Raw genomic sequence first — 23,889 nt, 5'->3', positions numbered from 1 at the left:
CTTGCTGCTAATGGTTTAAGTATGTGTTAGTATTTGACAATTTTTCCTACTTTTAAGATTAGTTTCCAGGTCATTTCCTTATATGTTTCAATTCCTCCCCAATGTTGTTGCAACTTTTGTGACAAGTTTTCCATAGGATTTTCGTTATACTTGTCTATATATTTTTGAGTAGCCGACCAACTTCTTAAATGTCCTAATGTTTCGGAAAGTGTTACTTGCTTTTTGATAAAAAAATCGGGTGTTTTTATTTCGTCAAATGGAAACGGTATTGTTGAATATTCCTTGTCAATTAGCTTGTTTTCGGATAGCCAAAATTCGCCAACAATGTTGTCGTGAAAGTCTTTGATTATGATGTCTAATTCTTTACTTATTGTCGGAACACCATAAGCCCAAACTGCAATTATTCCATTCGGTTTTAAAACTCTTTTTACTTCGGTATAAAATTTGTCGAAGTCAAACCAATGAACTGCTTGTGCAACTGTGATTATATCAACTGAATTGTTTTCTATTGAACTTGGATTTTCGGCATTTTCAACTTTATAAACTATTCTGTCGTGTGGAATAGCATTTTTTATTTGTTCTTGGCTTGGATCTGTCGCATAAACTTTTTCATAGTAATTAGCTAATTTCATTGCAGATTGTCCGTTTCCTGTTCCGCAGTCCCAAGCTAATTTGTGTTCTAATGTCAAGTTTGCTAAAAACTCAAATAATTCAGTTGGGTAAGTTGGTCTAAACTTAACATATACCTCGGCTTGCTTTGAAAAATTGTCCTTGAATGTGTTCATTTGAGTGTTGGTTAAACTTGCCACTAACGTTCCGGGGCTTGCCGAAGGCGGGGCATATCAGCACTGCCGTTCATTTGAAAAACTAAAGTTTGGTTAAGCACAAAACTGTCATAGAAGCTCGTCCCCCCCGCTTTTGGCAAGCCCTTGTTGGCAGCAGTTTTACTTTCTGTCCGAAGTTGTGTCGTTTCAATCTTCATCTTCACTTTCTTCGTAGTTAAACTCCACTTTGCTTTGCGTTACAATCTCGTCAAGGATTTTATTCAAATAACTTTGCTTCACTGCTTCATTAAATCTGTCTGTGAGAGTTGGAATATTTATCACTTCTTCAATGCAGTCCATGTATTTATCAACGATGGCTTTGATTGAATATGTTTTGCCTGCGTTATCACGGATTTTCTTTAATAGGTCTTTGGTCGGTTCGGTAGATTTAATCACGAAAGTGATTGGATACTTTTGAATTTTGTCAATGTCAAGGAAATATTTTTTGAAGTCAAGAGTTTCTGTTACCTGAAAAAATCTGCCAAGCGGTTTCATTACAAAGTCAATTCCTCCGTCATTAGCGTTGGTTCTGCCTGTCTTGTAAAGCTTCAAATTTTCTCGGTTGAGTTTATCCATCTCAAAACCCCAAATAATTTGCTGGTCGTGATAAAAGTATTTGAGAATAGAATAGCTCACAATTTCAAAAAGCCGTGCATCAACATTTGGAGCAAGCAAACCGATGATAAACTCCTCAACTTTTTTCGGAGTTTTCTTTCCAACTTTTTGAAGTTCTTCGCATGACTTCACGAAACGCTGAAATGCATCTTGCTTTGTCTTTGCATAGTCGTCAATAATCTCAATGATAACCTTAGCGATATTGAAGTTGGCGGAGCCAACTTTTATTTTCAAAAGGTTTTCATTGAACCAATAACGATTGGTTTCAAGATTGCGAAGAATGGGGATGAACTCTGAACTCGGAAAATACTTTTGAAACTCGGAGTTCATGCGATTGTTCAACGCATGGTTTTGAAGTTTGCTTCCGAATGGTAATTCTCTTTGTCGGGTGAAAAGTTTTACAAATGCCGCACCTTCATATTTTGAATAGTCGCCTTTCTTGTCGTAACCTTTAGCGATGTAGTCCTCAATGATTACATAAATGGCGTAAAGGTTTGCAAAACTTGAACGGGCTTTTGAACCCTTGTTTGCTGAACGGGTTTTCTCGTTGATGTATTGAATAAGTTGGCTCTTTTCAAAAACATCATCAGCACTTTTGCCAAAGTGCTTTTGTAAAATGGCTTTAATGTTTGCTGTGAATATATTTTCCATGTGGCTCTTCAAATAATTTTAGGTTGGTTGCAGTCGCCAACTTTTCGGTTTCAAAAGTGCGGATTTCTTTTTGCAGTTTTTCGCCTTTAAACTCTTTGGCTAAATGCAATCTCCGCAAACCGATTTTTACATACTCATCTTGTAACTCTATGCCAATGGAATTTCTACCTAATTCTTTTGCGACAAAGCAAGTTGTGAATGTTCCCGAAAATGGGTCAAGCACCAAATCACCCTCGTTTGAACTTGCTTTGATAATTCTTTCAAGTAGTGCGATTGGTTTTTGTGTTGGGTGATTTTCGTATTCGTCCATGCGGTAACGCACTCTTGCAAATTCCCAAACGTTGCCAGGAACTTTTTCAGAATTGTAAACTGTCGGAACGGCTTTACGATAATCAATCAATTTTCTTTTTGCTCCTGTTTTTGCTTCAACTAAAATGTCGTCAGCATTGAATGTGTATTTGTCTTTGTCCTTAACGCAAAACAAAATCGGCTCATACATTGAACCGAAGTATTTTTTTGCCTGAACGCCTGAACTGTCATAACTCCAAACAACCCTTGAAAGGATGTCAAGTTTTTTGCGAAGGTGAATGTCAAAATAAGGCATGAACTGCGTTGCGGTCATTACATAAAAACTTCCAGTCGGTTTAAGTTTTTGAACGCACAAGTCAAGCCATTTGTAACACCAAGTCAGATATTCTTCCTCTGTAGCCCATTTGTCCTTGTGTCCGTTGAAGTTTTTACCGATGTTGTAAGGCGGGTCTGCGAAAATCAAGTCAATAGAATTGTCTGCAAGCGTTGTCAATGCTTGTAAAGCGTCACCGTGAATAATTTTATGTCTGTTGTTACCCAATATTTCCATTGTCATTTACCAATAAAGTTGTTTCAAAAGTAGTCAAAAAAACAGGTCGTCCTCTTGAAAGTCAGGCGGTTTTTATTCACAAACTGTCGGTGAAGCACTGCTGCCCAAAAATTGCTGCCAACGGTTTGCGGCTTGGCGAAGGTGGCGATTTTCACCACAAATGTTGATGCGGAGAACCAAACTTTGATTAACCACAAATGTGTCTGCGGAGAACGAAACCGCCACTTTTGCCAAACCGCTGTTACCTGCTGGTGTTCTTGTCATACAGCTTGTTTTTGATTATGTTCTGCACAGTCAATGCGTAATTCTGTGTCGGCAAGTTTGGTGTTTAGAAGTCCGCAAAAGTGTTCTTGTCCGTTTTTGTTTGCTTTATAGAAATGGCAAGTAAAACACATTCTTTGAATAGTTATTATTCCTGATTTATTCAAATGATGAATGATGTCTAATAAACTTAATAATAAATTTTCTTTGTCTGTTGAATGCAATTTGTCAATAGGAACTTGAATTTGTTTTGCAAACAAAGAAGTCTGTTCTGCAATTTCTTTTCCTTTTTTTGTTAGCTGAATTATATAACTTCTTGTGTCGTGTTGCTCGAATTCTTTTTTGATGAGTTGTTTTTGTTCAAGAGTTTTTATGGTGTCGCTGATAGTTGCTTTTGTCATATTAAACTCGTCTGCCAAGTAACTCACTTTCCTTTTTTGGTCTGAATGATGTAATAAAAATATCAGCACTTGAACCTGAATTGGGCTTAGCGAATGTTCTTTACTCTCGTTCCAAAGCAAAACTCTAAATGCCTGTGAAACCCTTTCTAATGAAGCAATAATTTTGCTTTCAATACTCGAATTTTGGTGTTCTAAGTCGAATGCCGATTTTTTCATACAGTTTGGATTTTATGAAGCATTAAACGTGCTATGTTTCCTGCTCTTAATTTTGCTTCATTGGCTGTTTCTCCTTCAAAAAGTGCATCAACAGTATTTGTAAAAAGTAAAAGCCATTCTGAAAATTCAGTTTCTGTCATTGATGTGATTTTGCTTAAAGCAATATGTTTTTCCATTGGATTGCCTGAAAAACTATGTTCTGCTAAAAGCAAACTTGCCCAAAACGAATACATTTTTGGTAAATGACTTTCCCATTCAATTTTGGCTACATCATTAAAAATATAACCAAGTGTTTTATTTTCTTTTACTGAATTGTAAAATGTATTTACAAGTAAAATAATGTCTTCTCTATTTTCGATATCTTTTTTCATTAATTACAATTTTCCATTTCAATGATGAAATATCCATTTTGCTTAATTTCTGTTTCCCATTGTGGTCGTAAAGTTTCAACGTGGCAAAATCTACATTCCTTTGATGTCAAAGGTTGTTCTTCTTGCTCTTTTGATTTTAAATAATCCTTACCATAATTATATATTACGCTTGTATCTTTAATGGTTTCGGGTGCAAGAATGTCAAAATGCATTATTGTTCCGTCTTTTTTTGTTACATAGGTGTCCCATACTGCTATTTTCATTTTAGTATTTGTTTTATGTTGAGTTTGGCTATAACCTTGAAAACAGATTAAAAGCAAAACAATATTTAAAATTGGTTTCATTTTACATTTTTAAAATGCCCCACAAAGGTAGTTATCCTAACTTTATGGGGCAAATTTTTTAACCTTTTACGTCTGCCATTGATGCACCAAAGTTGATGTGTAGCACATTTCCATTTGGTGTAACCAATGCTGGAACAGATTTTACACCTGCTTTTTCTGCTTCGTCAATTCTAGATTTGTCGTTACCGAAGTGAACAACATCTACATTGTCTTGACCTAAAAGGTTAATGATGTCGTGTTCTGCACTTACGCAAACAGGACAACCTGCGTGATAGAAAACTGATTTACTCATTTTTTATGAATTTAATTTGTTATGACATTATTGTCGGTGCAAATATAGTTAGGATAACTAACTTAATGAAATAAAAGTTTTCAACATTTTCTTTTTCAGTCAAAATTTATTGCTGGCTTGTTTAGGATTGTCGGTCTGTTACACTTGCAGGTAACGTTACTTGGCTAAACGCGGGGAGCGGATTTTTACTAAAATGTTCCTTGCGAAGAACCAATTTTCAAATATACGAAAAATTGTCTGACGAAGCACAAATGCCGCTACTCGCGGTTAGCCAATGTTGCCAGCAGTGTTTTATTTTTTTCAGGTTAAAACGAATTGCCACAACGTGTTGCTAACATTAAATTCTTCTTAAAAAGTACTGTGTTGTCGGTCTTATTTATATACACTTTGTCTATAATAGTTCGATGCTTGGAAGTTTCGGTAATTTTTTTTGTTTTAATTTTTTTTACGATTTGGTTTTCTTTGTCAAAAATCACTACATTTCCTCTATCAGTCAATTGAATTATTAAATTGCTAATATTCCATTCGATACTATCAACTTTATCGTGAAATGGAAATGAGTGTCCGTAGAATGAAATTGTGTCATTGTTAGTTTGTTGAATACTTTTAAGTATTAAATTTCTTGAACGGTTTAAGTAATTATTCTTTTCCATTTTGCTAATTAAATTTAATATGGATGTTGTATCAGAATAGACTTTTAAACTGTCAAAATAAAACAGTACAATGATTCCTTTAGGTTTGTAAGTCAGTCTTATATTACCAGTTAATGCAAAATTAGTTAGTGTGAAAAATACCAAACATAAAAGAATAAGCGAGAATTTTATTTTATTTCTATTCATAAAAATTTGTTTGTTTTTTGATATTTAATTAATTGTTTACCGATTGTCCCACGAATTTCTATTGTAAACACCGGGATTGGCATGGTCACCAAATTCAAAATCATAAGCGACAAATTTAATTCCTTTCAGTTCTGTAAATGAATAAGTAGTGGATACCATAAATTGGTCTGCGCCTGTTGTTCCCATCTGTTGTGTCAAAACTGTACTATTAGGAATTTTAATGAACACAGTGTCATGAGACGTTCGCAAATATTTTACTTGAACTTTTGGCCAAGTTTTATTTACAATTTTCTCAATAGTTTTTTCGCTTAAAGTGTCCGTAAGAAAAACACGTAATTTAGTTGGTTTATATACGCTTGTTATGGTGTCAAACGTATAATCCCATAATACTTCGGAAGTGTCATATTCCAACGAATTTTCTTTTGGTATTTTGTCAAAATGTAAGTTGTCAGAATTAATTTGGTCAGGTCTAAGAGAATTGGAATTTTCACAACCAAAAGTCAGAAATATAATTACAATATATATAATTTTCTTAATCATATTCTTAAGGTCAAATTTTAGGTTGCAATAACTAACATTGCTGGCAACGTAGGGCTAAGAGCATTGCTCTTATTTACATTATAGTTTTTGGGGCTAATCTAATGGATTTTTTATTAATCCCAAAGCCGAAACTGCTACGTGTGTATAAATTTCGGTGGTTTTGCTCGAACTATGACCCAGCAACGTTTGAATATACCGCAAATCGGTACCACTTTCCAATAAATGTGTTGCAAAACTATGCCGCAACATATGCGGACTAACAGCCTTATGTATTCTTGCTTTTCTGCTCGCAGCATTTATGATCTCTTTTACACTTCCCGCGCTATATTGGTCGCCAAATTGCCCTTCAAATAACCACTTGTGTGGCCTGTATTCCTTAAAATAGATGCGTAAATCTTTTAATACTTCAGACGAAAGTAAGGTAAATCTATCTTTATTGCCCTTGCCAGCATTTACCCGAATTAACATTCGCTTACTGTCAATATCCGATAGCTTTAAGTTAAGTAACTCGCTTCTCCTTAGCCCTCCTGAATATAATAAGGCAACAATGCATTTATGTTTTATATTGTTCGTATTAGCTATGATGGCCTTAATCTCCTCCTTTGACAACACCTTGGGCAACTTGTGCTCCTTGCGAGGTCGTTCAATACTGTAAAATCTATTGGGCATTCCTTTTACCACTTCGTAATAAAATTTAATGGCATTGATCATTTGATTTACATAGGAATTCGACTTTCCTTCCTGAATAAGTTTTTGAAGATAGTTTCGAATATCAATCTCATTTAGCTTCATTAATTCTACACTGCGATAATAATTAATAAATACCTCAAAGCAGCCTACATATGTTTTTACAGTATTATTGGAATAACGTTTAAGTTCTAACTTTTGCAAATACTCCTCAGGACAAGACCTATATGTAGGGCTGTGGGTTCGGCTTCTAAACCATTTTAAATCTACTGCTTCGTTAGTTCCGGTTATGGTGCGATTTACGAAAAAATGATTGCAGTTTATCCAAGCTACTCCTCTAAATTTATTGAAAATTAGATCGAGAGTCTCCTTGTTATTAGGCACATACACCATATTAAATTCCTCACTATATCTGAGCGAAGGCAATTCTTTTACAAGAGCTTGAATTATTTTGTCGGGATAAAATTGTAATCCAACACATTTTTTCTGATCAATAAAAAGGTTTTTTAAGGTAATGGACTTTTCGGGCATAGCTTTAAAATATTTTATCTATAACAACTGCTCAGGTACAGTTTAATATATCATTTACTACTGCAAATGAACATGCGAACGCGTATAAAGCAAAATTTATTCGTAGATTTATCCGTTTAAATCTACAGATATAAGTAAGGAACTTTTCAAATTCATGTTTATGAACCGATTGTGTTTAAATTGTAACGATGCATTAGAGGGCCGAATAGACAAAAAATATTGTAGCGACTATTGCAAGTCAAATCACAATTACGAGAAAAACAAATTGAAAGAAAGTAGTTTGTTTAAAAAAATTGACTTACAATTAAAACTAAATAGAAGGCTGCTTCGCGATTTTAACAAAGCTGGAAAATCAACAGTAAGAGCCGAAAAAATAATGGAAGCTGGCTTTAATCCAAAATATTTCACCCATTACTGGAAAAATCAGAAGGGCGATGTATATTTATTTTGTTTCGAATATGGATTTTTAAAAAGAATGGAAAACGGAAAAGCCAAATATATTCTGGTGGAATGGCAAAGCTATATGAATTAAGTTTCCCCTAAAACCTATTTACTACAAAACATAGTTTGAATACATTTTGAATTTTTCGCCCATGTTGGTGTTATCACCAACAATGGCGAAATAACGAGCTATTTCTTATTCTTCTCCACACCACCGTTTACATCCAGTGCATTTTTAACTTTTTCTTTGAGCAGCGCATTCTGTATCACTTCCAGCATGGTATCAACGTACGTAAACTTCATATCCTTAACGTAGTCGGATTTTATTTCGGCAATATCTTTTTGGTTGTCGGCACACAAAATAATTTCTTTTATTCCGGCACGTTTTGCAGCCAATATTTTTTCTTTAATTCCACCCACCGGCAATACCTTACCACGCAAGGTAATTTCGCCTGTCATGGCTAAGTGCTTTTTTACTTTACGTTGTGTAAATGCAGATGCTAGTGCAGTAAGCATGGCAATTCCGGCACTTGGTCCGTCTTTTGGAGTTGCGCCTTGTGGCACGTGTATATGCACATTCCAGCTGTCAAACACTTCAGGGTTGATGTCAAAACTATCGGCATGAGATTTTAAATACTCCAATGCCAGTGTAGCCGACTCTTTCATCACATCACCCAAATTACCCGTCAATGTTAGCTTTCCGCCTTTGCCTTTGCTTAGGCTTACTTCTATAAATAAAATATCTCCACCCACCGATGTCCATGCAAGACCTGTAACCACACCTGCTACATCGTTTCCTTGGTATTTATCTTTTGGATGAGATGGTCCCAATATTTTCAATAAATCTGATTCGGCATATTCCAAGTCAAATTTTTCTTCGGTAGCTATTGCTTTTGCCCTGTTACGAACCAATTTAGCAATAACCTTCTCTAGGCTTCTTACGCCCGATTCGCGCGTATAATTTTCAATTAAATATTCAATATTCTTTTTAGTCAGAGCAAACTGGTTTTTCAAAACACCATGCTCTTCTAGCTGCTTAGGAATTAAATGCGTTTTGGCTATTTCCATTTTTTCTTCCACAGTATAACCGGAAACCTCTATCACTTCCATTCTGTCTAACAATGGAGGCTGAATAGTGCTTAAGGAGTTGGCTGTAGCAATAAACAACACTTTTGACAAATCGTATTCTATTTCTAAATAGTTATCATAAAAAGTGGTGTTCTGCTCCGGGTCAAGCACCTCTAACAATGCAGAGGATGGGTCGCCATGAAAATCGCGTCCAACTTTGTCTATTTCATCTAATATAAAAACTGGATTAGATGATTGTGTTTTTTTAATATTTTGTATAATACGCCCCGGCATAGCACCAATATAGGTTTTGCGGTGCCCACGCACTTCCGATTCGTCTTTCAAGCCGCCCAACGAAACACGTACATACTTTCTACCCAAAGCCTCAGCAACTGATTTTCCTAGCGATGTTTTACCTACTCCCGGAGGGCCATACAAACAAAGGATTGGCGCCTTCATGTTGTTTTTTAATTTCAACACTGCCAAATGCTCCAGTATACGCTCTTTTACTTTATCTAAGCCATAGTGATCGCGGTCTAATATTTTTTTAGCATTTTTTAAATCGAATTTATCTTCGGTGTATTCGTTCCAAGGCAAGTCTAGCAATAGTTCTAGGTAATTCATTTGAACCGAATATTCCGCAGCATTAGGATTCATGCGAGACAATTTATTCAGCTCTTTAGCAAAACTTTGTTCTACTTCCTTGCTCCATTTTTTATTCTTCGATTTTTCGCGCAGCTCTTCTACCTCTTGCTCGTAGTTATTTCCGCCCAACTCCTCTTGAATGGTTTTTAATTGCTGGTGTAAAAAATACTCGCGTTGTTGTTTGTCCAAATCAACTTTTACTTTCGATTGAATTTGATTTTTCAATTCCAACATTTGCATTTCTTTGGTCAAGTAGCCAAGCACCAATGTAGCACGCTCTTTCAGGTCTGCCACTTCTAGCATCTTTTGCTTATCGGCAACTGATGCATTCATATTTGATGAAATAAAATTCACCAAAAAAGAAGGAGTTTCAATATTTTTTAGCGCAAAACCAGCTTCGGTAGGGATGTGTGGCGATAGTTTAATAATCTGCAATGCCATATCTTTCAGCGAAGAAACCAAGGCATCAAATTCTTTGTCGCCCTTTTTAGGCACAATATCTTCAAAAGCTTGTATGCTCGCCTTTAAATATGGTTCGCTTTCTACCAACTCATTTAATTGAAAACGTCTTTTGCCTTGAATGATAGCAGTAGTGTTTCCATCGGGCATTTGCAACATTTTAATAATGTGCGCAATGGTTCCCACTCGGTTCAACTGGTCGAAATTAGGGTCTTCTACCAAGTCGTTTACTTGCGAAACAACACCAATGGTTTTATCGCCTTTGTAGGCATCTCTAATGAGTTTAATAGATTTATCGCGTCCAACTGTAATAGGAATAACAACACCCGGGAAAAGCACGGTATTGCGCAGTGGCAATATCGACAACGTATCCGGCACTTTTTCTGCATTCATTACATCTTCGTCTTCTTGAGACAAAAGAGGTATAAACTCGGCATCGTCATTAATTACGTTTGACAATGATATATCTAAAGGAAAATTTGAATCGTTCATAAAAAAGTCATTTTGTCAGTTTACACAATTGGATATAACTATCCCCAATACATTTCCATTCAAAAATACTGATTTTAAAGGAAATTAGAATAACTAAGTCAATTGGTATGCCAAACAGTGAATTGGGACAGATTGGCAATAAAAAGGATAATTTAATTCGTAAACCATGCAATCTGTTAGTGTTGCCACTCACATTTTTATTGCAAATGTAATTCTGAGTTCCGGCTTAAAACCCATGTATGGATTGTCTTCATAATCATAGGTTCTGTCCTTATATTCCAAATCATAAGGCTTGTACAAATTTAAAAGAGGCTCAATCCTCCATATAAAGCGTTTGTTTATTTCTAGCTTATAAGCAAGTAGTCTTGGAGTTATGTTTAGAATAAAGAAGTTTATAGCTCCTTTTGTTTGTTTCTCTTTTCTGTTATAAAATTTTATTGAGGATTCTGTATATATGACATTATACTGTTCTTTCATTAGTAAAGAATTAATTGATAGCCCTAGGTATAAGATACTTTTAAGTGATTTATTCTTATGATAACGTTCAAAATAATTCATATACCATCCTATTCCTGCCGACATTGCTTTATAACTATTGTAGGACATATAAGCACTGCGTGTATCCTCAATCCCTTGAGAATAATAACCATACTGTTTAATAGCTTGAATGTGACAAATGGCATCGCCTTGTAATTCCTCATTAAGAGAGCCAGCTGATACAGCAAAATTAAACTCCCAAAATGATTTTTTATTTGTTTTTGAAAAGGAAATTCCTGAATGAACTACACCTGCCTTTATGTTTTTATTTAATTTACCTCCTCCAATAATAAAGGCGCCAAGCTCTATATTCTTAGAGTAAGATTCAAAAAAAAAGAAAATCGAAATGGTTAAAAAAAATATTTTCAAAACAGTAGTAAGATACGATACTCCAGATGTTATTTGGCCTTAAAGTGGTAATCTCGGTTAGAGCCATTAACGTTCCATCTATACCAAAATTCATTGTTTTTTAGCTTCAGAATTTTGTAAGTAAACTCGCTTCCAATACTTGGAGCCATTTTAAATTTAACTTCTTCTTTTCCCGGCAAAAACTCCCAAACACCATAATCAATAATACTCCCATTAAAATAGTAATCGGTGTACTTAAAGTCTCCAGATTTTTCAATTTCAAGCAAATCAGGAGAATAACCTCCTAAATAACTAGCTGTTTCATCAACTCCATCTACCAGATACTTTTCTAATACCCAAGAGCCGCTGATTCTCGCTTTTTTGGTTCTAAGGGAAAAGGCAGGACCTTCTTCATACTTTTTACATCCTATTAATAGGATACCTAATAAAATAGTTGCTAAAAAAAATCTTTTTTGTTTCACAGTATTCTTTTTTAGTATAGACAATTAAACGTAAGAAAACGCTGCTTGTTATATGCATTAAAAATAATTTTAATCCTTCCCTAAAAATGGATATCTGTAATCAGTAGGCGGCACAAGCGTTTCCTTGATAGTACGAGGAGAAACCCAACGTAATAAATTTATTTTTGCACCTGCCTTGTCGTTTGTCCCACTGCCACGAGCGCCACCAAACGGCTGTTGCCCAACAACAGCTCCTGTAGGCTTGTCGTTTATGTAAAAATTACCAGCAGCGTTTACCAATAGTTTAGTTGCAACATCCAATGCATACCGGTCTTGCGCATGAATAGCCCCTGTTAGGGCATAGTTAGAGGTTGAGTCAACAATTTTTAATGTTTGCTCAAACTTATTTTCATCGTACACATAAATAGTAAGTATTGGACCAAACAACTCTTCGCACATAGTAACATAATTAGGATCTTTTGTTACAATGATAGTTGGCTCAATAAAATATCCTTTTGTTTTGTTGTATTTTCCACCTGCAATAATTTCTACCCCTTTATCTTTCTTGGCTCTATCAATGAATCCAGCCAGTTTGTCGAATGATTTCTCATCGATTACAGCGTTTACAAAATTGGTGAAATCTTCGGTCGGCCCCATTTTCATGGTCTTTAAATCAGCCAATACCAATGCCTTCACCTCTTTCCATAAATTGGAAGGAATGTAAGCACGTGATGCTGCAGAACATTTTTGTCCTTGGTATTCAAATGCACCGCGAGAAATAGCTGTAGCTAACACATTTGCATCTGCACTTTTATGAGCCACAATAAAATCTTTACCTCCTGTTTCGCCCACTATACGTGGATACGAACGATACATATGAATATTATTTCCTATTGTTTGCCAAATATTTTGAAACACTTCAGTAGAACCTGTAAAATGAATTCCGGCAAAATCTCTGTGTTTAAAAATTACATCCGCTGCATCAGGGCCGCTTGGATAAATAAGGTTAATAACACCATCCGGCACACCAGCTTTTTTAAATATTTCCATTAACACATTAGCAGCGTAAACTTGTGTATTGCTTGGCTTCCAAACTACGACATTACCCATCATTGCGCACGATGTAGGCAAGTTACCCGCAATAGCAGTAAAATTAAATGGTGTAAGAGCGTAGATAAAACCTTCTAATGGTCGCCATTCCATACGATTCCAAATTCCGGGAGAGGAAACAGGTTGCTCCGCATAAATTTCCGTCATAAACTGCACATTGTAGCGCAAGAAATCAATTATCTCGCAAGCAGAATCAATCTCTGCTTGAAATGCATTTTTACTTTGCCCCAACATGGTTGCAGCATTTAACTTTGCTCTATAAGGCCCTGCAATTAGCTCTGCTGCTTTCAAAAATATAGTGGCGCGATTTTCCCATGATAAATTTTGCCATTTTTCTTTAGCAGCCAATGCAGCTTGAATAGCTTGTGTTACATGCTTTTTATCGCTTTTATGAAAATAACCTAACGTATGTTTATGATCGTGTGGTGGAGCCAATCGAATTTTATTACCACTTCGCACTTCTTTATCGCCAATATACATCGGAATATCAACCTGTTTAGAGCGCAATTGCTTTAGCATTGCCTGAAGCTCTTTACGTTCAGGGCTTCCCGGAGCATAATTTTTAATAGGTTCGTTTACTGCGGCTGGTACTTTGAAAAATCCTGTTGACATATATAGTGAGTTTTAAGTATGAACATTATAAAGATTGAAGGATAAAGTTAGAAAAAGAAAAGGAGAGAAAAAATCACTAAAACCGTATTCCAATTACCAGCATATCATCCGTTTGTAGGCCTGGTCCTTTCCATTGTTCAATTGCATTATCTAGCTTACTACGTTGTTCTTGCAAGGAAAGATGATGAATAGAGAGTAGCAAATCTCTGAATTGCTTAATCATAAATTTTTTATTGCTCGGTCCTCCAAACTGATCGATATAGCCATCGGTAAATAAATACACCATATCATCTTCTTCCAACTTTATTTTTACTTCTTCAAAATGCTTATCGCCACTTTGCATACCACCTAAAGAAAGCTTGCTTCCCTTAAATTCCTGAATTTGATTATTGCGGATTAAAATAGCGGAGCGTTTTGCAGATGCATATACTAACTCTTTTTTATGTTTATCTACTTTTATCAACGCCAAGTCCATTCCGTCCTGCACCATGGCTGTACGAGATTTATCTTGTTTTAGTGTAAATGTTATTTTTTTGTCGAGCTCCTGCAATATTTGTGCGGGTTGGGTAATTTTATTTTCTGCCACAATCTGGGAAAGGGAATTGCTGCCTATTACTGTCATAAATGCACCGGGTACACCATGGCCTGTACAATCGGCACAGGCTAAAACATAATTATCTCTATCTAATTCGTGCAACCAATAAAAATCGCCACTTACAATATCTTTGGGTTTATACAAAATAAATGCAAGCGGAAGAATTTTAGCCAATGATTCCTCGTGTGGTAAAATGGCGTACTGGATTCGCTTGGCATAATTGATGCTGGAAACAATATCTTCGTTTTTATTTTCGAGCTGAATACTTTTTAATTCTAGCTCCGCTTTTGCCAGTATAACCTCATTCCTACTTTTTTCCACATTTGATTCGTTAATGAGCAAAATCACAAACACCATCCCACTTGCAAAAAAGATATTCATAAATATGTAAGTTCCGCTCCTGGGACTTTCATTAAAAAAATCACGAAAGTGGTTGATGTCGGCATATACATAGAATAATGCAGTTATAACACCAAATGTAAACCAAACATAAAATGTAGGTTTATTACCCACCAATAAAAACCATGCAGGCAAGGCAATCATATACCAAATCATATCGGGAGAATAAATACCTCCCGAATATTGATAGGTGTCTAATACTCCCATCCCTACTATTAACCCCATCGTATTAACCAACAAAATTCTTTTGCCAAAATATTTATACACGGTAATTAACGCCAATATGGCAAACGTTACAAAGGTCATTTTGGAGATAAAAAGCAATGTTTGTTCCTTAGGAACTTTAGGAGCCATGTAGACTGTAAGTGCTACATTGATAATTGCAAATAAAAGCAACGTGCTTTGAAAAAAAACTCCTTTTCTCTTTAGTTCAGACGTTTTTAGCTCTTCTTTGTAAACAAGCTTTTCAATAAACTGATTCAGATTCATTCATTTTAAATTTAATTCCAATAAGCTGTATATTATCAATCTGTTCAACACCCCCCTTTCACTCTTTTATGGCTTTATCCATATCCTTTTTTTGTTCGCCCATGGGGTAAGTATGAATGGCAAATAACAATTCGCGAAATCGCTTACTTTAATATTTTTTCACTTCCGGCCCTCCAAACTGATCGGTACAGCCATCGGTATAAAAATTAATAATGTATTTTCTGTTTATGTTGAATGATAACTAATATTAAAGTTAGTGAAATTTGAAGTAAGTAAAATAGCAGTTACAATTTTATTCCCATCACTAATATGTCATCTGTTTGTTGAATATTACCTTTCCATTGTTCAATTACAAATTCCAATTTTTGTCTTTGCTCATTAAGCGGCAAATGATAAATTGTTGACAATAGTTCTCTAAACCGTTTAATCATGAATTTTTTATCGCTTTTTACTCCAAATTGATCTATGTATCCATCTGTAAATAAATATATCATGTCACCTTCTTTATACTTTATTTGCTGTTCGTAGAAGAGCTTTTCCGCAACATGAATGCCACCCAAAGAGAATTTACTTCCCTTTAATTCTTGCAGCTCACCGGTATTTCTTATAAGTATTGCAGAACGTTTAGCCGAAGTAAAAATAAATTCTTTTGTTTCTTTATTGACCTTTAAAAGTGAAAGGTCCATACCGTCTTGAACTAAAGCTAACGTAGCTTTTTCTTGTTTCAATGTTGCTGTTATTTTTTTATCAAGTTCAGTAAGTATTTGAACTGGCTCTGTAGTTTTACCTTCAACTACAATTTGCGATAATGAATTATTTCCTATAAAAGTCATAAAGGCTCCTGGAACACCATGGCCGGTACAATCAGCACAAACAATAATATAATTATCCTTATTTATTTCATGTAACCAATAAAAATCTCCACTAACAATACCTCGAGGCTTATACAGGATAAATGAATTAGGAATTATAGCATCGATGGTATGCTGAAATGGAAGCACTGCATTTTGAATCTGTTGAGCATACGATATACTGGAAATAATTTCTTCGTTTTTTTCCAAGAGTTGTAAGCGCTGATTGTTTATTTGTACTTCTGTCTTTTCTCTTGTTTAAAAAAAACAGAGAACCTAAATAGCTAAAAAAAAAGGAACAGAAAGTAAAGCTGAGAATGCAAATGAAACCATATAAACATGATGCCAAACTTTATTTACAATTAAATTCGCATAAAAAATGGATTCCAATAAGAGATAGTATATCGAGAAATTATAAAGTAACAATATTTTCGCTCTATCAAAAGACACTATCTGTTTTTGATAAGTAGTCACCAATAAACCACTTTCGCAATAAATTCATTAATTATTAATAGAATCAATTTAAGCGCGGAGGATGCACCAAGTCAAACTCGGGAATATTTACATAAAACTCCTTGGAGTCTAATTCTCGCTGCATCAAATAAGTACCTGTCATTTTGCCCATATCGGAAACTAAATCGCAAGCAGACTCATATTCGTACTTTTCTCCTGGAGCTAAAACCGGCTGCACACCAACAACGCCTTCGCCTTCAACTTCTCTAGTTTCTCCTATTGAATCGTAAATAAACCAATGTCTGCGAAGTAATTGTACCGTGAAATCGCTTTTGTTTTCGATGGTAATGAAATAGGAAAACAGAAAATAGTTTTTCTCTGGTTGAGAAAATTCTTCTCTGTAAATAACTTTTACTGATATTTTAATTCCGTTTGTAACTAAGGTTACCATGGGTAAATATAATTAAGAAATATACACACTACAAAATTATTATTATCTGACGGACGTTACTCGTTGCACCCCAATCAACTGGTCGTAAGTAAGTCCTAATTGTGATTGATGATATACATACACAACATATTCGTTTTCGGTTTCAAAATGTTCGCCTTCAATAAAACCTTCGTCTAAATTTTTAGTGCCATCTTTTGCTAACACATACTTATAATCGTAATAGCCTTGCTTTACATAAATAGTACACTCATATCCTTTTTTTCTGTGGTTATATGTCATCTTGTTCATTTCGCCACACTGCCAGTTAACAAAACCTCCTACTACGTATAACGTGCCATCCATCGTGGGTTCCGGAATAGGAACAAAAAAATGCACATACACGTATTCTGCTTCTATATCACTATTGTTGCCATTCATGGTTTTTATTAAAAACTTTCCATTAATATCTCGTTGTGTTGAATAACGCTGCGAACTACGTTTTTCATCGTTCAATAAAAACATGTGAAAGCCTGTGGAGTCCGTCTCTATGTGCTTTACATTCATGGTTTGGTAACGAATATTTCTACAATCAAAACTTCTAAATTCATTTCCACCTGAAAATAAATTTTCGGTGTCGTAATCGTACACCAGTTCCTTGTGCTTTACATACGTGGGTTTTAAAGTAAACAAGGCATTGTCCCACCTATCATTTTGGGTTATAACTATTTTTAAATCTTTATATGCATTTGTAATTTCGTACTCCGGTGTTACAATCCGCAAATCTACTTCTTGCTTTAAGTAGCGCTCACTTACATTTGTTGCAGCTGTAACGGTAGGAGCTACGGTTACTTTTTCATCAAATACCATAAAGCGTTTGGTAAGCACTATATCATCCGGATTATTGTTTTCATACACTTTCACTAAATAATTGCCCGACTTTGTAATTTTAAAATTATTGCCCGGAAACACTACTGAATAATGGACATAACGCTGCAAGGTGTTTAATGAAAATTGGTAACTGTAAATGTTGTTTTCGAAAAATCCGTCTAGATATTCATTCGGCTGAAGGCTAGATGGATTCCAGTATGCATCGCAATGCACTAGGGTGTAGTTGAAATTTTTTATTCCTAAATCGAAATCATCAAAACTTAATTTTAATTGTTTGTCAGAATTAAGAAGTACTACAGGAATTGTAAAGTTTATGGCTGTTTGTTGAAACTCTCTAATATCGCCAAAGCTTTTAATATCAGGCACAACAACACCATTGTAATTCAATAATACTGTTTTGATATTGGGCTTATATACATAATCGGCATAGCGTAAAAAATTATCTTGGTAGTAACCTGTGTGCTCTTGACTCCAAATAGAATAGGATAAGCACGTTGCTAACAAAACAACATAAATTCTACGTAAATAGTCTGTTTTTTTCAAAGTAATTAATATGGGTGTAAAACTAGACAAAAATCATTGCATCCTAAAAACGAAAATTTGAAGCTAAAATTTTATTCGCACTTAAATAGTTCTAATTTTGCCGCCAGTTACATAATTTGAATAACATGACATCAAAACAAGATAAAATAAAGAATTTCGACCCTAATGATTTAGGAGATAGAAACAACAATATATTTGGATTGCCATATACAACTAATGAGGCAGAAATTGTTTTCTTACCCGTGCCATGGGAGGTTACTGTATCTTATGGCGGAGGAACCGTAAATGGTCCGGAAGCCATTTTTGATGCATCTTTCCAAGTTGACCTATTCGACCCAAAGGTAAAAGATGCTTGGAAGATAGGCTATGCAATGGATACAATGCCTAAAGAATTAAAAACCAAAAGTAAAAATCTACGAAAAAAAGCAGAAGCCTTTATTCGCGCATTAGAAGCCGGAAAGGTAACGAAACAACAACATGCTATTCAAAAAGAAGTGAATGCGGAGTGCGAAAAAATGAATGCATATGTAAAAAGCAAAAGTAAATCGTTTTTAACAAAAAATAAAATTGTTGGGCTTGTAGGTGGCGACCATAGCACACCGCTTGGACTAATGCAGGCATTGAGTGAAAAACACAAATCGTTTGCCATATTGCAAATTGATGCACATGCCGATTTACGCGATGCATACGAAGGTTTTACCTACTCACATGCTTCCATTATGTTCAATGCGTTGAAAATTAAAAATATTTCAAAGCTAGTGCAAGTAGGTATTAGAGACTATTGTGAGGACGAAGTAAACATTATTAATAATTCCAAAGGAAGAGTAAAAACATATTTTGATAAAGATATAAAGCACGCACAATACAAAGGAAAAACCTGGAATGCAATTTGTACAGATATCATAAAGCAACTACCGGAGCTTATATATATCAGTTTTGATATTGATGGTCTTGACCCTAAATTATGCCCAAATACAGGCACTCCGGTGGCCGGAGGATTTGAATTTGAACAAGCTGTTTATCTTATTGAGAAATTAGTTGATGCAGGCAAAAAAATTATTTCGTTCGATATAAACGAAGTGTCACCAAGCAAAGATGAGTGGGATGCAAACGTTGGTGCACGTTTACTTTATAGAATTGCTAACCTAGCGGCATTATCCAATGGAAAGCACAACTAATTTAGATCAACTTATTTCTTTTTTTTCGGAGTTTGTTTCGGAATCTCGCTTGCAGCGGTTCAACGAAGTAATTGCAAACAGAACGAGGCATATTACTGTAGTACTTGAGGATATTTATCAATCGCACAATGCGAGCGCTGTGCTTAGATCATGCGACTGCTTTGGTATTCAAGATGTACATATCATTGAGCAAAGAAACAAATACACCATTAATCCGGATGTGGCTATGGGAGCTTACAAATGGATAAATATGCATAAATACAGGAGCCCTGAAAATCCTACTAAAGAATGCTTACAGCATTTGAAAAGCAAAGGCTACACTATTGTAGCAACTTCTCCGCACAAGAGCAGTTACAAGTTAGATACGCTTCCCATTGATAAAAAAATTGCATTGGTATTCGGCACAGAAATTGATGGAATAACAAGTCAAGTAATGGAGGAGGCGGATGAATTTATTACCATCCCAATGTTTGGTTTTACAGAGAGTTTTAATATTTCTGTTTCTGCTGCTCTCATTATGTATGAACTAACAAAGCGATTGCACAAATCTGAACTTAACTGGCACTTGTCAGAAGATGAACAAAAGGTAATTATGCTAGAATGGCTTAAAAACACGGTAAATAAGCCAGAATTACTAGAAAAAGAATTTTACGCAAGAAAGTAGGTGCACAGAATTGAATTAGCCTTTTTGTAATTCAATTACAGTTACCTCTGGCCAAATGCCAACTCTGCCGGGGAATCCAATAAATCCAAATCCTCTGTTTACGTATAAGTATTTGCTTTTTTCTTCATACAATCCTGCCCACCTAGGATATCTATATTTAACAGGGCTCCATTTTATTCCCGGAATTTCAATGCCAAACTGCATACCGTGTGTATGACCTGCAAGTGCTAAATGTATATGTTGTTTATGATTAAGTACTTGATTTTCCCAATGGGATGGGTCGTGCGAAAGAAGTATTTTAAACTCTGCCGGAATAACTCCTTCCAGCGATTTTTCAAAATCTCCATATTTAGCAAAACCTCCAGCCCCCCAATTTTCTATGCCAATAAGCCGTATGGATTGTCCATTCTTGGTTACAGAAATATTCTCGTTCAGCAATATTTTAAAACCCATTTCGGCATGTGCACTTAAAAGTGCATTAAAATTAGCTCGCTTCTCGTCCAACGTTTTCCACTCTACATAATCCGCATAATCATGATTTCCTGTTATCGAATACTTTCCAAATGGAGCATCTAATGTTTTAAATAAATCTATCCATGGTTTTATTTCGTGTGCAAAATTATTGACTAAATCTCCCGTAAAAACAACCATATCCGACTTTTGCGCATTTGCCAATTCACCCCCTTTTTTTACCGCTTCGTAATTATCAAAACTTCCGGCATGTATATCGGATAGTTGAGTAATTTTAAATCCATGAAATGCATCAGGTAAATCCTTAAATGTAAGCGTTACCTTATGAACAGTGTATTTGTAGCGTCCTTTTAAAATTCCATGAATAATTCCAACAAAAGGAATAGCGGCTATTACAATGCTCAATTGGCTTATAAATTCTCTGCGTGCCATCCAAATCCCCTTATTTTCAACACTTCTATAAATAAATGTATTCATTGTCCAAAGCACTGCAGCTCTAAAAATTCGCACCACATCTTCGGTAAGCAAAAAAAGTGTAATAATTAATTTAGGAACCGTTAAAAGAATAAAAAAAGAGCCTACCAAAAAAAACAACCTTCCTGAAGGTTCTGTGTTTCTGGAAAAATTTAAAATCCCAAAAACAACAAGTGCAATAAAAGCAATATTTATTGTCCAAAAGCCATAAAAGATAAAAAGCTTAAGTCTATCATTTTGCATGCTACTCAAGGCTGTTTTGAATCCTCGAAAAACATACCAGTCTATAACTAGCAAAAAAAGAATGAAGAGTATAAAGCGAAAAAAAAGAAGGAGTGGTGTAGTCATAACAAGAATTACAAGGTCGCTAAGTTAAATAATATTTAACACTAGAGGTGAATACTAAAATCATTGCTTTATACAAGTAAAACCTAAAAAGTTGCTATGATTAAAATCGTATGACTAGATGACCCTAATCATAATTTGCTTCGGACTTACCATATAGATTTGCTTAAAACAACAATCAATTATGGAAAAGCACGATTTATTGCACGAATTCCCTCAACACAAACAAAAAATTCATGATTTAAAAGTATCAGACAATCACTTTAGAAAGCTATTTGACGAATACCATGAGGTAGATCATCATATTCATCGAATAGAGACCGATGCGGAAAAAACAACAGATGATCATTTAACAGAATTACGAAAAAAAAGAGTGCACATAAAAGACCAACTATACACGTACTTAAAGTAGTAAAAATTGAAATGGTAATCAGCCTGTCAGCTTCTTTGTTGATAGGCTGATTTGCATTAATTATAACTCAATTGGAAATCTGCGCATAAATTCTGCACATAAGATGGCTGTTGCAATTGCAGCGTTAAGCGATTCCGCTTTTGCAGCGCCTGAATTATAAGATGGAATACTTACTGGAAAAGTAAGTGTTTTTTGCAATTCATCCGAAATACCTTTCGATTCGTTTCCAATAACAATTAGTCCGGATTTTTGTAGGTCTTGTTCATATATATTTTTCCCTCCCAAAACAGCTCCATAGATAGGCTCATCCAAACTTTTATACTCTCCAATAAAATCATTCAAGTGCTGATAACTTACATGCACTCTAGTAATCGAGCCCATTGTAGATTGCACTGTTTTGGGGTTATAGACATCTACACAATTTAATGAGCAGATTATTGTTTTAATTCCAAACCAATCGGCTGTTCTAATAATAGTTCCCATATTTCCTGGGTCACGAATATCGTCCAGCGCAATTACCAATTTACCTTTCAACTTAGGTATATCCAAATTAGATTTAGGCATCTCACATACCAACAAAACAGAGTTTGGAGTTGAAAGCTCACTTATCTTGTTTAATTCATCGTTACTTACTAAAATTACAGAATTAACAGAGGGGTTCTCTGCAATCCATTTAGCAGTGGCAAAAACGTGCTTAACTGAAATCATAGATTTTAAAATCTCAGCAGCTAACTTTTCTCCTTCTGCAATGAATAAGCCAAGATCATCCCTGTTCTTTTTCTGTTTTAGGGAGTTAACAAATTTTAGTTGATTTTTTGACAACATTTTCTTGAATATACTGGTTTAGACTTAAGTAAGCAACTATTATGAAATAGAACCTTTTAACTTTCTAAACTGTTAGCTATTCTAACTTTAATTTAATACTTATATTCGCATCAGTAAAATACAATAGTAATTCATTAGTACAGTTGATTATGTCTAAATTCCATAAACTTAAAGTAACTAATATCCGCCAAGAAACGAATGATTGTGTTTCCGTAGCATTTGATGTTCCGGCTCATCTAAAATCCGATTATTCGTTTATTCAAGGACAATACTTAACACTTAAATTAACTGTAAATAATCAAGAAATAAGACGCTCTTATTCGATTTGTTCTAGCCCGATTGCAGAAACCGAGTTGCGAGTTGCTGTCAAAAAAGTAAAAGATGGACTTGCCTCTAACTATCTAAATGAAAAACTAAAAGAAGGCGATGAGATAGAGGTAATGACTCCTATGGGAGGTTTCTATACCGAACTTAACGAATCGAACAAAAAAAATTACGTGCTTTTTGCAGGTGGAAGTGGTATTACCCCCATGCTATCTATCATTAAAACCGTTTTGGTAAAAGAGCCAAACAGTACACTAATGTTGGTTTATGGAAATAGAGACGAACAATCTGTTATTTTCAAAAACGAGCTTGAGTCAATTGAAAAAAGTAATTCGGCTAGAGTTAGAGTTGTTCATGTATTGGAAAAACCCTCCGGAGCTTACCCTGAATTATATACAGGCATTCTAATGCCGATTAAAGTGCGTTCTATACTAGAAAATCATGTCGGATTAAATTTAGACAATGAATTTTTTGTTTGTGGTCCTACACCCATGATGGATAATGTAAAGCAGGTACTTAAAGAATTAAAAATAAACGATAGTCGAATACACATTGAATACTTTACAGCATCTCTTCAACCAACAGAAAAGAAGGCTGCAACAACCAATTCAGCGCTTATTAGCAAGGTTACAGTTGTGTATGATGGCTCAGAAACTAAGTTTGACTTAGCTACCGGAGGAAAATCGATTTTAGATGCAGCTATTGATAATGATGTGGATGCCCCATTTTCTTGCAAAGGTGCCGTGTGTTGCACATGTAGGGCAAAAATAATCTCTGGAACTGCAGTAATGGATAATAATTACGCTCTTACAGACGATGAAGTTGCCGAAGGATTTATTTTAACATGTCAAGCACACCCAACATCTGCCGAATTGATAGTTGATTATGACCAATAGCAACTTGTTAATTAAATGTGTAGAAAAAAAACGATTCTTTTATAAAAA

26 protein-coding genes are annotated in these 23,889 nt (G+C 35.0%); 5 read left to right on the top strand and 21 right to left on the bottom strand.

The window, feature by feature from the left end; translation table 11 throughout:
- Positions 1 to 26: 26 nt before the first annotated feature.
- From J0M08_03925 to J0M08_03875, 11 genes are all read right to left on the bottom strand, one after another.
- The gene (locus J0M08_03925) at positions 27 to 785 is read right to left on the bottom strand and encodes a class I SAM-dependent methyltransferase (protein ID MBN8702187.1); all 759 of its coding nucleotides are present in this window, start codon (positions 783 to 785) and stop codon (positions 27 to 29) included.
- A gap of 186 nt (positions 786 to 971) precedes the next feature.
- Positions 972 to 2,090: a restriction endonuclease gene (locus J0M08_03920; protein ID MBN8702186.1), complete on the bottom strand. Its 1,119-nt coding sequence runs from the start codon at positions 2,088 to 2,090 to the stop codon at positions 972 to 974.
- The gene (gene yhdJ, locus J0M08_03915) at positions 2,062 to 2,949 is read right to left on the bottom strand and encodes an adenine-specific DNA-methyltransferase (GenBank protein ID MBN8702185.1); all 888 of its coding nucleotides are present in this window, start codon (positions 2,947 to 2,949) and stop codon (positions 2,062 to 2,064) included. The genes J0M08_03920 and yhdJ overlap by 29 nt, the downstream gene beginning before the upstream one ends.
- Positions 2,950 to 3,021: 72 nt before the next feature.
- Complete coding sequence (locus J0M08_03910) at positions 3,022 to 3,213, bottom strand: hypothetical protein (GenBank protein ID MBN8702184.1); 192 nt, start codon at positions 3,211 to 3,213, stop codon at positions 3,022 to 3,024.
- A complete protein-coding gene (locus tag J0M08_03905; GenBank protein MBN8702183.1) occupies positions 3,210 to 3,827 on the bottom strand; it encodes a winged helix-turn-helix transcriptional regulator in 618 nt (205 codons plus the stop codon). The genes J0M08_03910 and J0M08_03905 overlap by 4 nt, the downstream gene beginning before the upstream one ends.
- Positions 3,824 to 4,198 carry a group III truncated hemoglobin gene (locus J0M08_03900; protein MBN8702182.1) on the bottom strand — a complete coding sequence of 125 codons (375 nt, stop codon included), beginning with the start codon at positions 4,196 to 4,198 and terminating at the stop codon, positions 3,824 to 3,826. The genes J0M08_03905 and J0M08_03900 overlap by 4 nt, the downstream gene beginning before the upstream one ends.
- On the bottom strand, positions 4,198 to 4,461 hold the full coding sequence (locus J0M08_03895) for a DUF2024 family protein (GenBank protein ID MBN8702181.1): 264 nt from the start codon (positions 4,459 to 4,461) through the stop codon (positions 4,198 to 4,200). Before J0M08_03895 ends, J0M08_03900 begins: the two co-directional genes overlap by 1 nt.
- Positions 4,462 to 4,600: 139 nt before the next feature.
- A complete protein-coding gene (locus J0M08_03890) occupies positions 4,601 to 4,834 on the bottom strand; it encodes a thioredoxin family protein (GenBank protein MBN8702180.1) in 234 nt (77 codons plus the stop codon).
- A gap of 305 nt (positions 4,835 to 5,139) precedes the next feature.
- Positions 5,140 to 5,673, bottom strand: a complete 534-nt coding sequence (locus J0M08_03885; GenBank protein MBN8702179.1) for a hypothetical protein — start codon at positions 5,671 to 5,673, stop codon at positions 5,140 to 5,142.
- Between the two features lie 36 nt (positions 5,674 to 5,709).
- Positions 5,710 to 6,213 carry a hypothetical protein gene (locus J0M08_03880; protein MBN8702178.1) on the bottom strand — a complete coding sequence of 168 codons (504 nt, stop codon included), beginning with the start codon at positions 6,211 to 6,213 and terminating at the stop codon, positions 5,710 to 5,712.
- A 93-nt stretch (positions 6,214 to 6,306) separates the two neighbouring features.
- Entirely contained in the window at positions 6,307 to 7,431 is a 1,125-nt protein-coding gene (locus J0M08_03875) for a tyrosine-type recombinase/integrase (protein MBN8702177.1), read from the bottom strand.
- 160 nt (positions 7,432 to 7,591) lie between these two features.
- Between J0M08_03875 and J0M08_03870 the strand changes: the two genes are divergently transcribed.
- Positions 7,592 to 7,963 carry a hypothetical protein gene (locus J0M08_03870; GenBank protein ID MBN8702176.1) on the top strand — a complete coding sequence of 124 codons (372 nt, stop codon included), beginning with the start codon at positions 7,592 to 7,594 and terminating at the stop codon, positions 7,961 to 7,963.
- Between the two features lie 98 nt (positions 7,964 to 8,061).
- On the opposite strand, the gene lon is transcribed toward J0M08_03870, so the two are convergent.
- The 8 genes from lon to J0M08_03830 all read right to left on the bottom strand — a co-directional run bounded on the left by lon (position 8,062) and on the right by J0M08_03830 (position 18,252).
- Positions 8,062 to 10,536 (bottom strand): endopeptidase La, encoded by a 2,475-nt coding sequence (lon, locus tag J0M08_03865; GenBank protein ID MBN8702175.1) that lies wholly within the window; start codon positions 10,534 to 10,536, stop codon positions 8,062 to 8,064.
- A gap of 189 nt (positions 10,537 to 10,725) precedes the next feature.
- Positions 10,726 to 11,442 carry a hypothetical protein gene (locus J0M08_03860; protein MBN8702174.1) on the bottom strand — a complete coding sequence of 239 codons (717 nt, stop codon included), beginning with the start codon at positions 11,440 to 11,442 and terminating at the stop codon, positions 10,726 to 10,728.
- A gap of 29 nt (positions 11,443 to 11,471) precedes the next feature.
- Entirely contained in the window at positions 11,472 to 11,903 is a 432-nt protein-coding gene (locus tag J0M08_03855; GenBank protein ID MBN8702173.1) for a hypothetical protein, read from the bottom strand.
- 69 nt (positions 11,904 to 11,972) lie between these two features.
- Entirely contained in the window at positions 11,973 to 13,604 is a 1,632-nt protein-coding gene (gene pruA, locus J0M08_03850) for an L-glutamate gamma-semialdehyde dehydrogenase (protein ID MBN8702172.1), read from the bottom strand.
- Positions 13,605 to 13,680: 76 nt separating this feature from the next.
- Positions 13,681 to 15,087 (bottom strand): SpoIIE family protein phosphatase, encoded by a 1,407-nt coding sequence (locus tag J0M08_03845; protein ID MBN8702171.1) that lies wholly within the window; start codon positions 15,085 to 15,087, stop codon positions 13,681 to 13,683.
- Between the two features lie 284 nt (positions 15,088 to 15,371).
- The gene (locus J0M08_03840; GenBank protein MBN8702170.1) at positions 15,372 to 16,148 is read right to left on the bottom strand and encodes a SpoIIE family protein phosphatase; all 777 of its coding nucleotides are present in this window, start codon (positions 16,146 to 16,148) and stop codon (positions 15,372 to 15,374) included.
- Positions 16,149 to 16,455: 307 nt separating this feature from the next.
- Positions 16,456 to 16,842, bottom strand: coding sequence for a Co2+/Mg2+ efflux protein ApaG (gene apaG, locus J0M08_03835; GenBank protein MBN8702169.1), 387 nt, complete (start codon positions 16,840 to 16,842; stop codon positions 16,456 to 16,458).
- 42 nt (positions 16,843 to 16,884) lie between these two features.
- Positions 16,885 to 18,252: a DUF5103 domain-containing protein gene (locus J0M08_03830; GenBank protein MBN8702168.1), complete on the bottom strand. Its 1,368-nt coding sequence runs from the start codon at positions 18,250 to 18,252 to the stop codon at positions 16,885 to 16,887.
- A gap of 125 nt (positions 18,253 to 18,377) precedes the next feature.
- Here J0M08_03830 and J0M08_03825 point away from each other — a divergent pair, with 125 nt between their 5' ends.
- Together J0M08_03825 and J0M08_03820 are read left to right on the top strand one after the other, a co-directional pair.
- Complete coding sequence (locus J0M08_03825) at positions 18,378 to 19,430, top strand: agmatinase family protein (protein MBN8702167.1); 1,053 nt, start codon at positions 18,378 to 18,380, stop codon at positions 19,428 to 19,430.
- Positions 19,414 to 20,094, top strand: coding sequence for an RNA methyltransferase (locus J0M08_03820; protein MBN8702166.1), 681 nt, complete (start codon positions 19,414 to 19,416; stop codon positions 20,092 to 20,094). The genes J0M08_03825 and J0M08_03820 overlap by 17 nt, the downstream gene beginning before the upstream one ends.
- A 15-nt stretch (positions 20,095 to 20,109) precedes the next feature.
- On the opposite strand, the gene J0M08_03815 is transcribed toward J0M08_03820, so the two are convergent.
- A complete protein-coding gene (locus J0M08_03815; GenBank protein ID MBN8702165.1) occupies positions 20,110 to 21,387 on the bottom strand; it encodes a metallophosphoesterase in 1,278 nt (425 codons plus the stop codon).
- 181 nt (positions 21,388 to 21,568) lie between these two features.
- Between J0M08_03815 and J0M08_03810 the strand changes: the two genes are divergently transcribed.
- Entirely contained in the window at positions 21,569 to 21,796 is a 228-nt protein-coding gene (locus tag J0M08_03810) for a DUF465 domain-containing protein (protein ID MBN8702164.1), read from the top strand.
- 60 nt (positions 21,797 to 21,856) lie between these two features.
- Here J0M08_03810 and J0M08_03805 read toward each other — a convergent pair whose 3' ends face one another.
- Positions 21,857 to 22,621, bottom strand: a complete 765-nt coding sequence (locus J0M08_03805) for an RNA methyltransferase (protein MBN8702163.1) — start codon at positions 22,619 to 22,621, stop codon at positions 21,857 to 21,859.
- Positions 22,622 to 22,770: 149 nt separating this feature from the next.
- Between J0M08_03805 and J0M08_03800 the strand changes: the two genes are divergently transcribed.
- Entirely contained in the window at positions 22,771 to 23,841 is a 1,071-nt protein-coding gene (locus tag J0M08_03800) for a 2Fe-2S iron-sulfur cluster binding domain-containing protein (GenBank protein MBN8702162.1), read from the top strand.
- Positions 23,842 to 23,889: the final 48 nt, after the last annotated feature.

This window comes from Bacteroidota bacterium, assembly GCA_017303975.1.
Classification (GTDB): Bacteria; Bacteroidota; Bacteroidia; order JAFLBG01; family JAFLBG01; genus JAFLBG01.
This window is presented reverse-complemented; position numbering and strand designations above follow the sequence as displayed.

What these genes read in the sequence shown, in the direction of transcription:
- J0M08_03925 (MBN8702187.1), bottom strand. Translation starts at nt 785, where the DNA reads ATGAACACATTCAAGGACAATTTTTCAAAGCAAGCCGAGGTATATGTT.
- J0M08_03920 (MBN8702186.1), bottom strand. Translation starts at nt 2,090, where the DNA reads ATGGAAAATATATTCACAGCAAACATTAAAGCCATTTTACAAAAGCAC.
- yhdJ (MBN8702185.1), bottom strand. Translation starts at nt 2,949, where the DNA reads ATGGAAATATTGGGTAACAACAGACATAAAATTATTCACGGTGACGCT.
- J0M08_03910 (MBN8702184.1), bottom strand. Translation starts at nt 3,213, where the DNA reads ATGACAAGAACACCAGCAGGTAACAGCGGTTTGGCAAAAGTGGCGGTT.
- J0M08_03905 (MBN8702183.1), bottom strand. Translation starts at nt 3,827, where the DNA reads ATGAAAAAATCGGCATTCGACTTAGAACACCAAAATTCGAGTATTGAA.
- J0M08_03900 (MBN8702182.1), bottom strand. Translation starts at nt 4,198, where the DNA reads ATGAAAAAAGATATCGAAAATAGAGAAGACATTATTTTACTTGTAAAT.
- J0M08_03895 (MBN8702181.1), bottom strand. Translation starts at nt 4,461, where the DNA reads ATGAAAATAGCAGTATGGGACACCTATGTAACAAAAAAAGACGGAACA.
- J0M08_03890 (MBN8702180.1), bottom strand. Translation starts at nt 4,834, where the DNA reads ATGAGTAAATCAGTTTTCTATCACGCAGGTTGTCCTGTTTGCGTAAGT.
- J0M08_03885 (MBN8702179.1), bottom strand. Translation starts at nt 5,673, where the DNA reads ATGAATAGAAATAAAATAAAATTCTCGCTTATTCTTTTATGTTTGGTA.
- J0M08_03880 (MBN8702178.1), bottom strand. Translation starts at nt 6,213, where the DNA reads ATGATTAAGAAAATTATATATATTGTAATTATATTTCTGACTTTTGGT.
- J0M08_03875 (MBN8702177.1), bottom strand. Translation starts at nt 7,431, where the DNA reads ATGCCCGAAAAGTCCATTACCTTAAAAAACCTTTTTATTGATCAGAAA.
- J0M08_03870 (MBN8702176.1), top strand. Translation starts at nt 7,592, where the DNA reads ATGAACCGATTGTGTTTAAATTGTAACGATGCATTAGAGGGCCGAATA.
- lon (MBN8702175.1), bottom strand. Translation starts at nt 10,536, where the DNA reads ATGAACGATTCAAATTTTCCTTTAGATATATCATTGTCAAACGTAATT.
- pruA (MBN8702172.1), bottom strand. Translation starts at nt 13,604, where the DNA reads ATGTCAACAGGATTTTTCAAAGTACCAGCCGCAGTAAACGAACCTATT.
- J0M08_03845 (MBN8702171.1), bottom strand. Translation starts at nt 15,087, where the DNA reads ATGAATCTGAATCAGTTTATTGAAAAGCTTGTTTACAAAGAAGAGCTA.
- apaG (MBN8702169.1), bottom strand. Translation starts at nt 16,842, where the DNA reads ATGGTAACCTTAGTTACAAACGGAATTAAAATATCAGTAAAAGTTATT.
- J0M08_03825 (MBN8702167.1), top strand. Translation starts at nt 18,378, where the DNA reads ATGACATCAAAACAAGATAAAATAAAGAATTTCGACCCTAATGATTTA.
- J0M08_03820 (MBN8702166.1), top strand. Translation starts at nt 19,414, where the DNA reads ATGGAAAGCACAACTAATTTAGATCAACTTATTTCTTTTTTTTCGGAG.
- J0M08_03815 (MBN8702165.1), bottom strand. Translation starts at nt 21,387, where the DNA reads ATGACTACACCACTCCTTCTTTTTTTTCGCTTTATACTCTTCATTCTT.
- J0M08_03810 (MBN8702164.1), top strand. Translation starts at nt 21,569, where the DNA reads ATGGAAAAGCACGATTTATTGCACGAATTCCCTCAACACAAACAAAAA.
- J0M08_03805 (MBN8702163.1), bottom strand. Translation starts at nt 22,621, where the DNA reads ATGTTGTCAAAAAATCAACTAAAATTTGTTAACTCCCTAAAACAGAAA.
- J0M08_03800 (MBN8702162.1), top strand. Translation starts at nt 22,771, where the DNA reads ATGTCTAAATTCCATAAACTTAAAGTAACTAATATCCGCCAAGAAACG.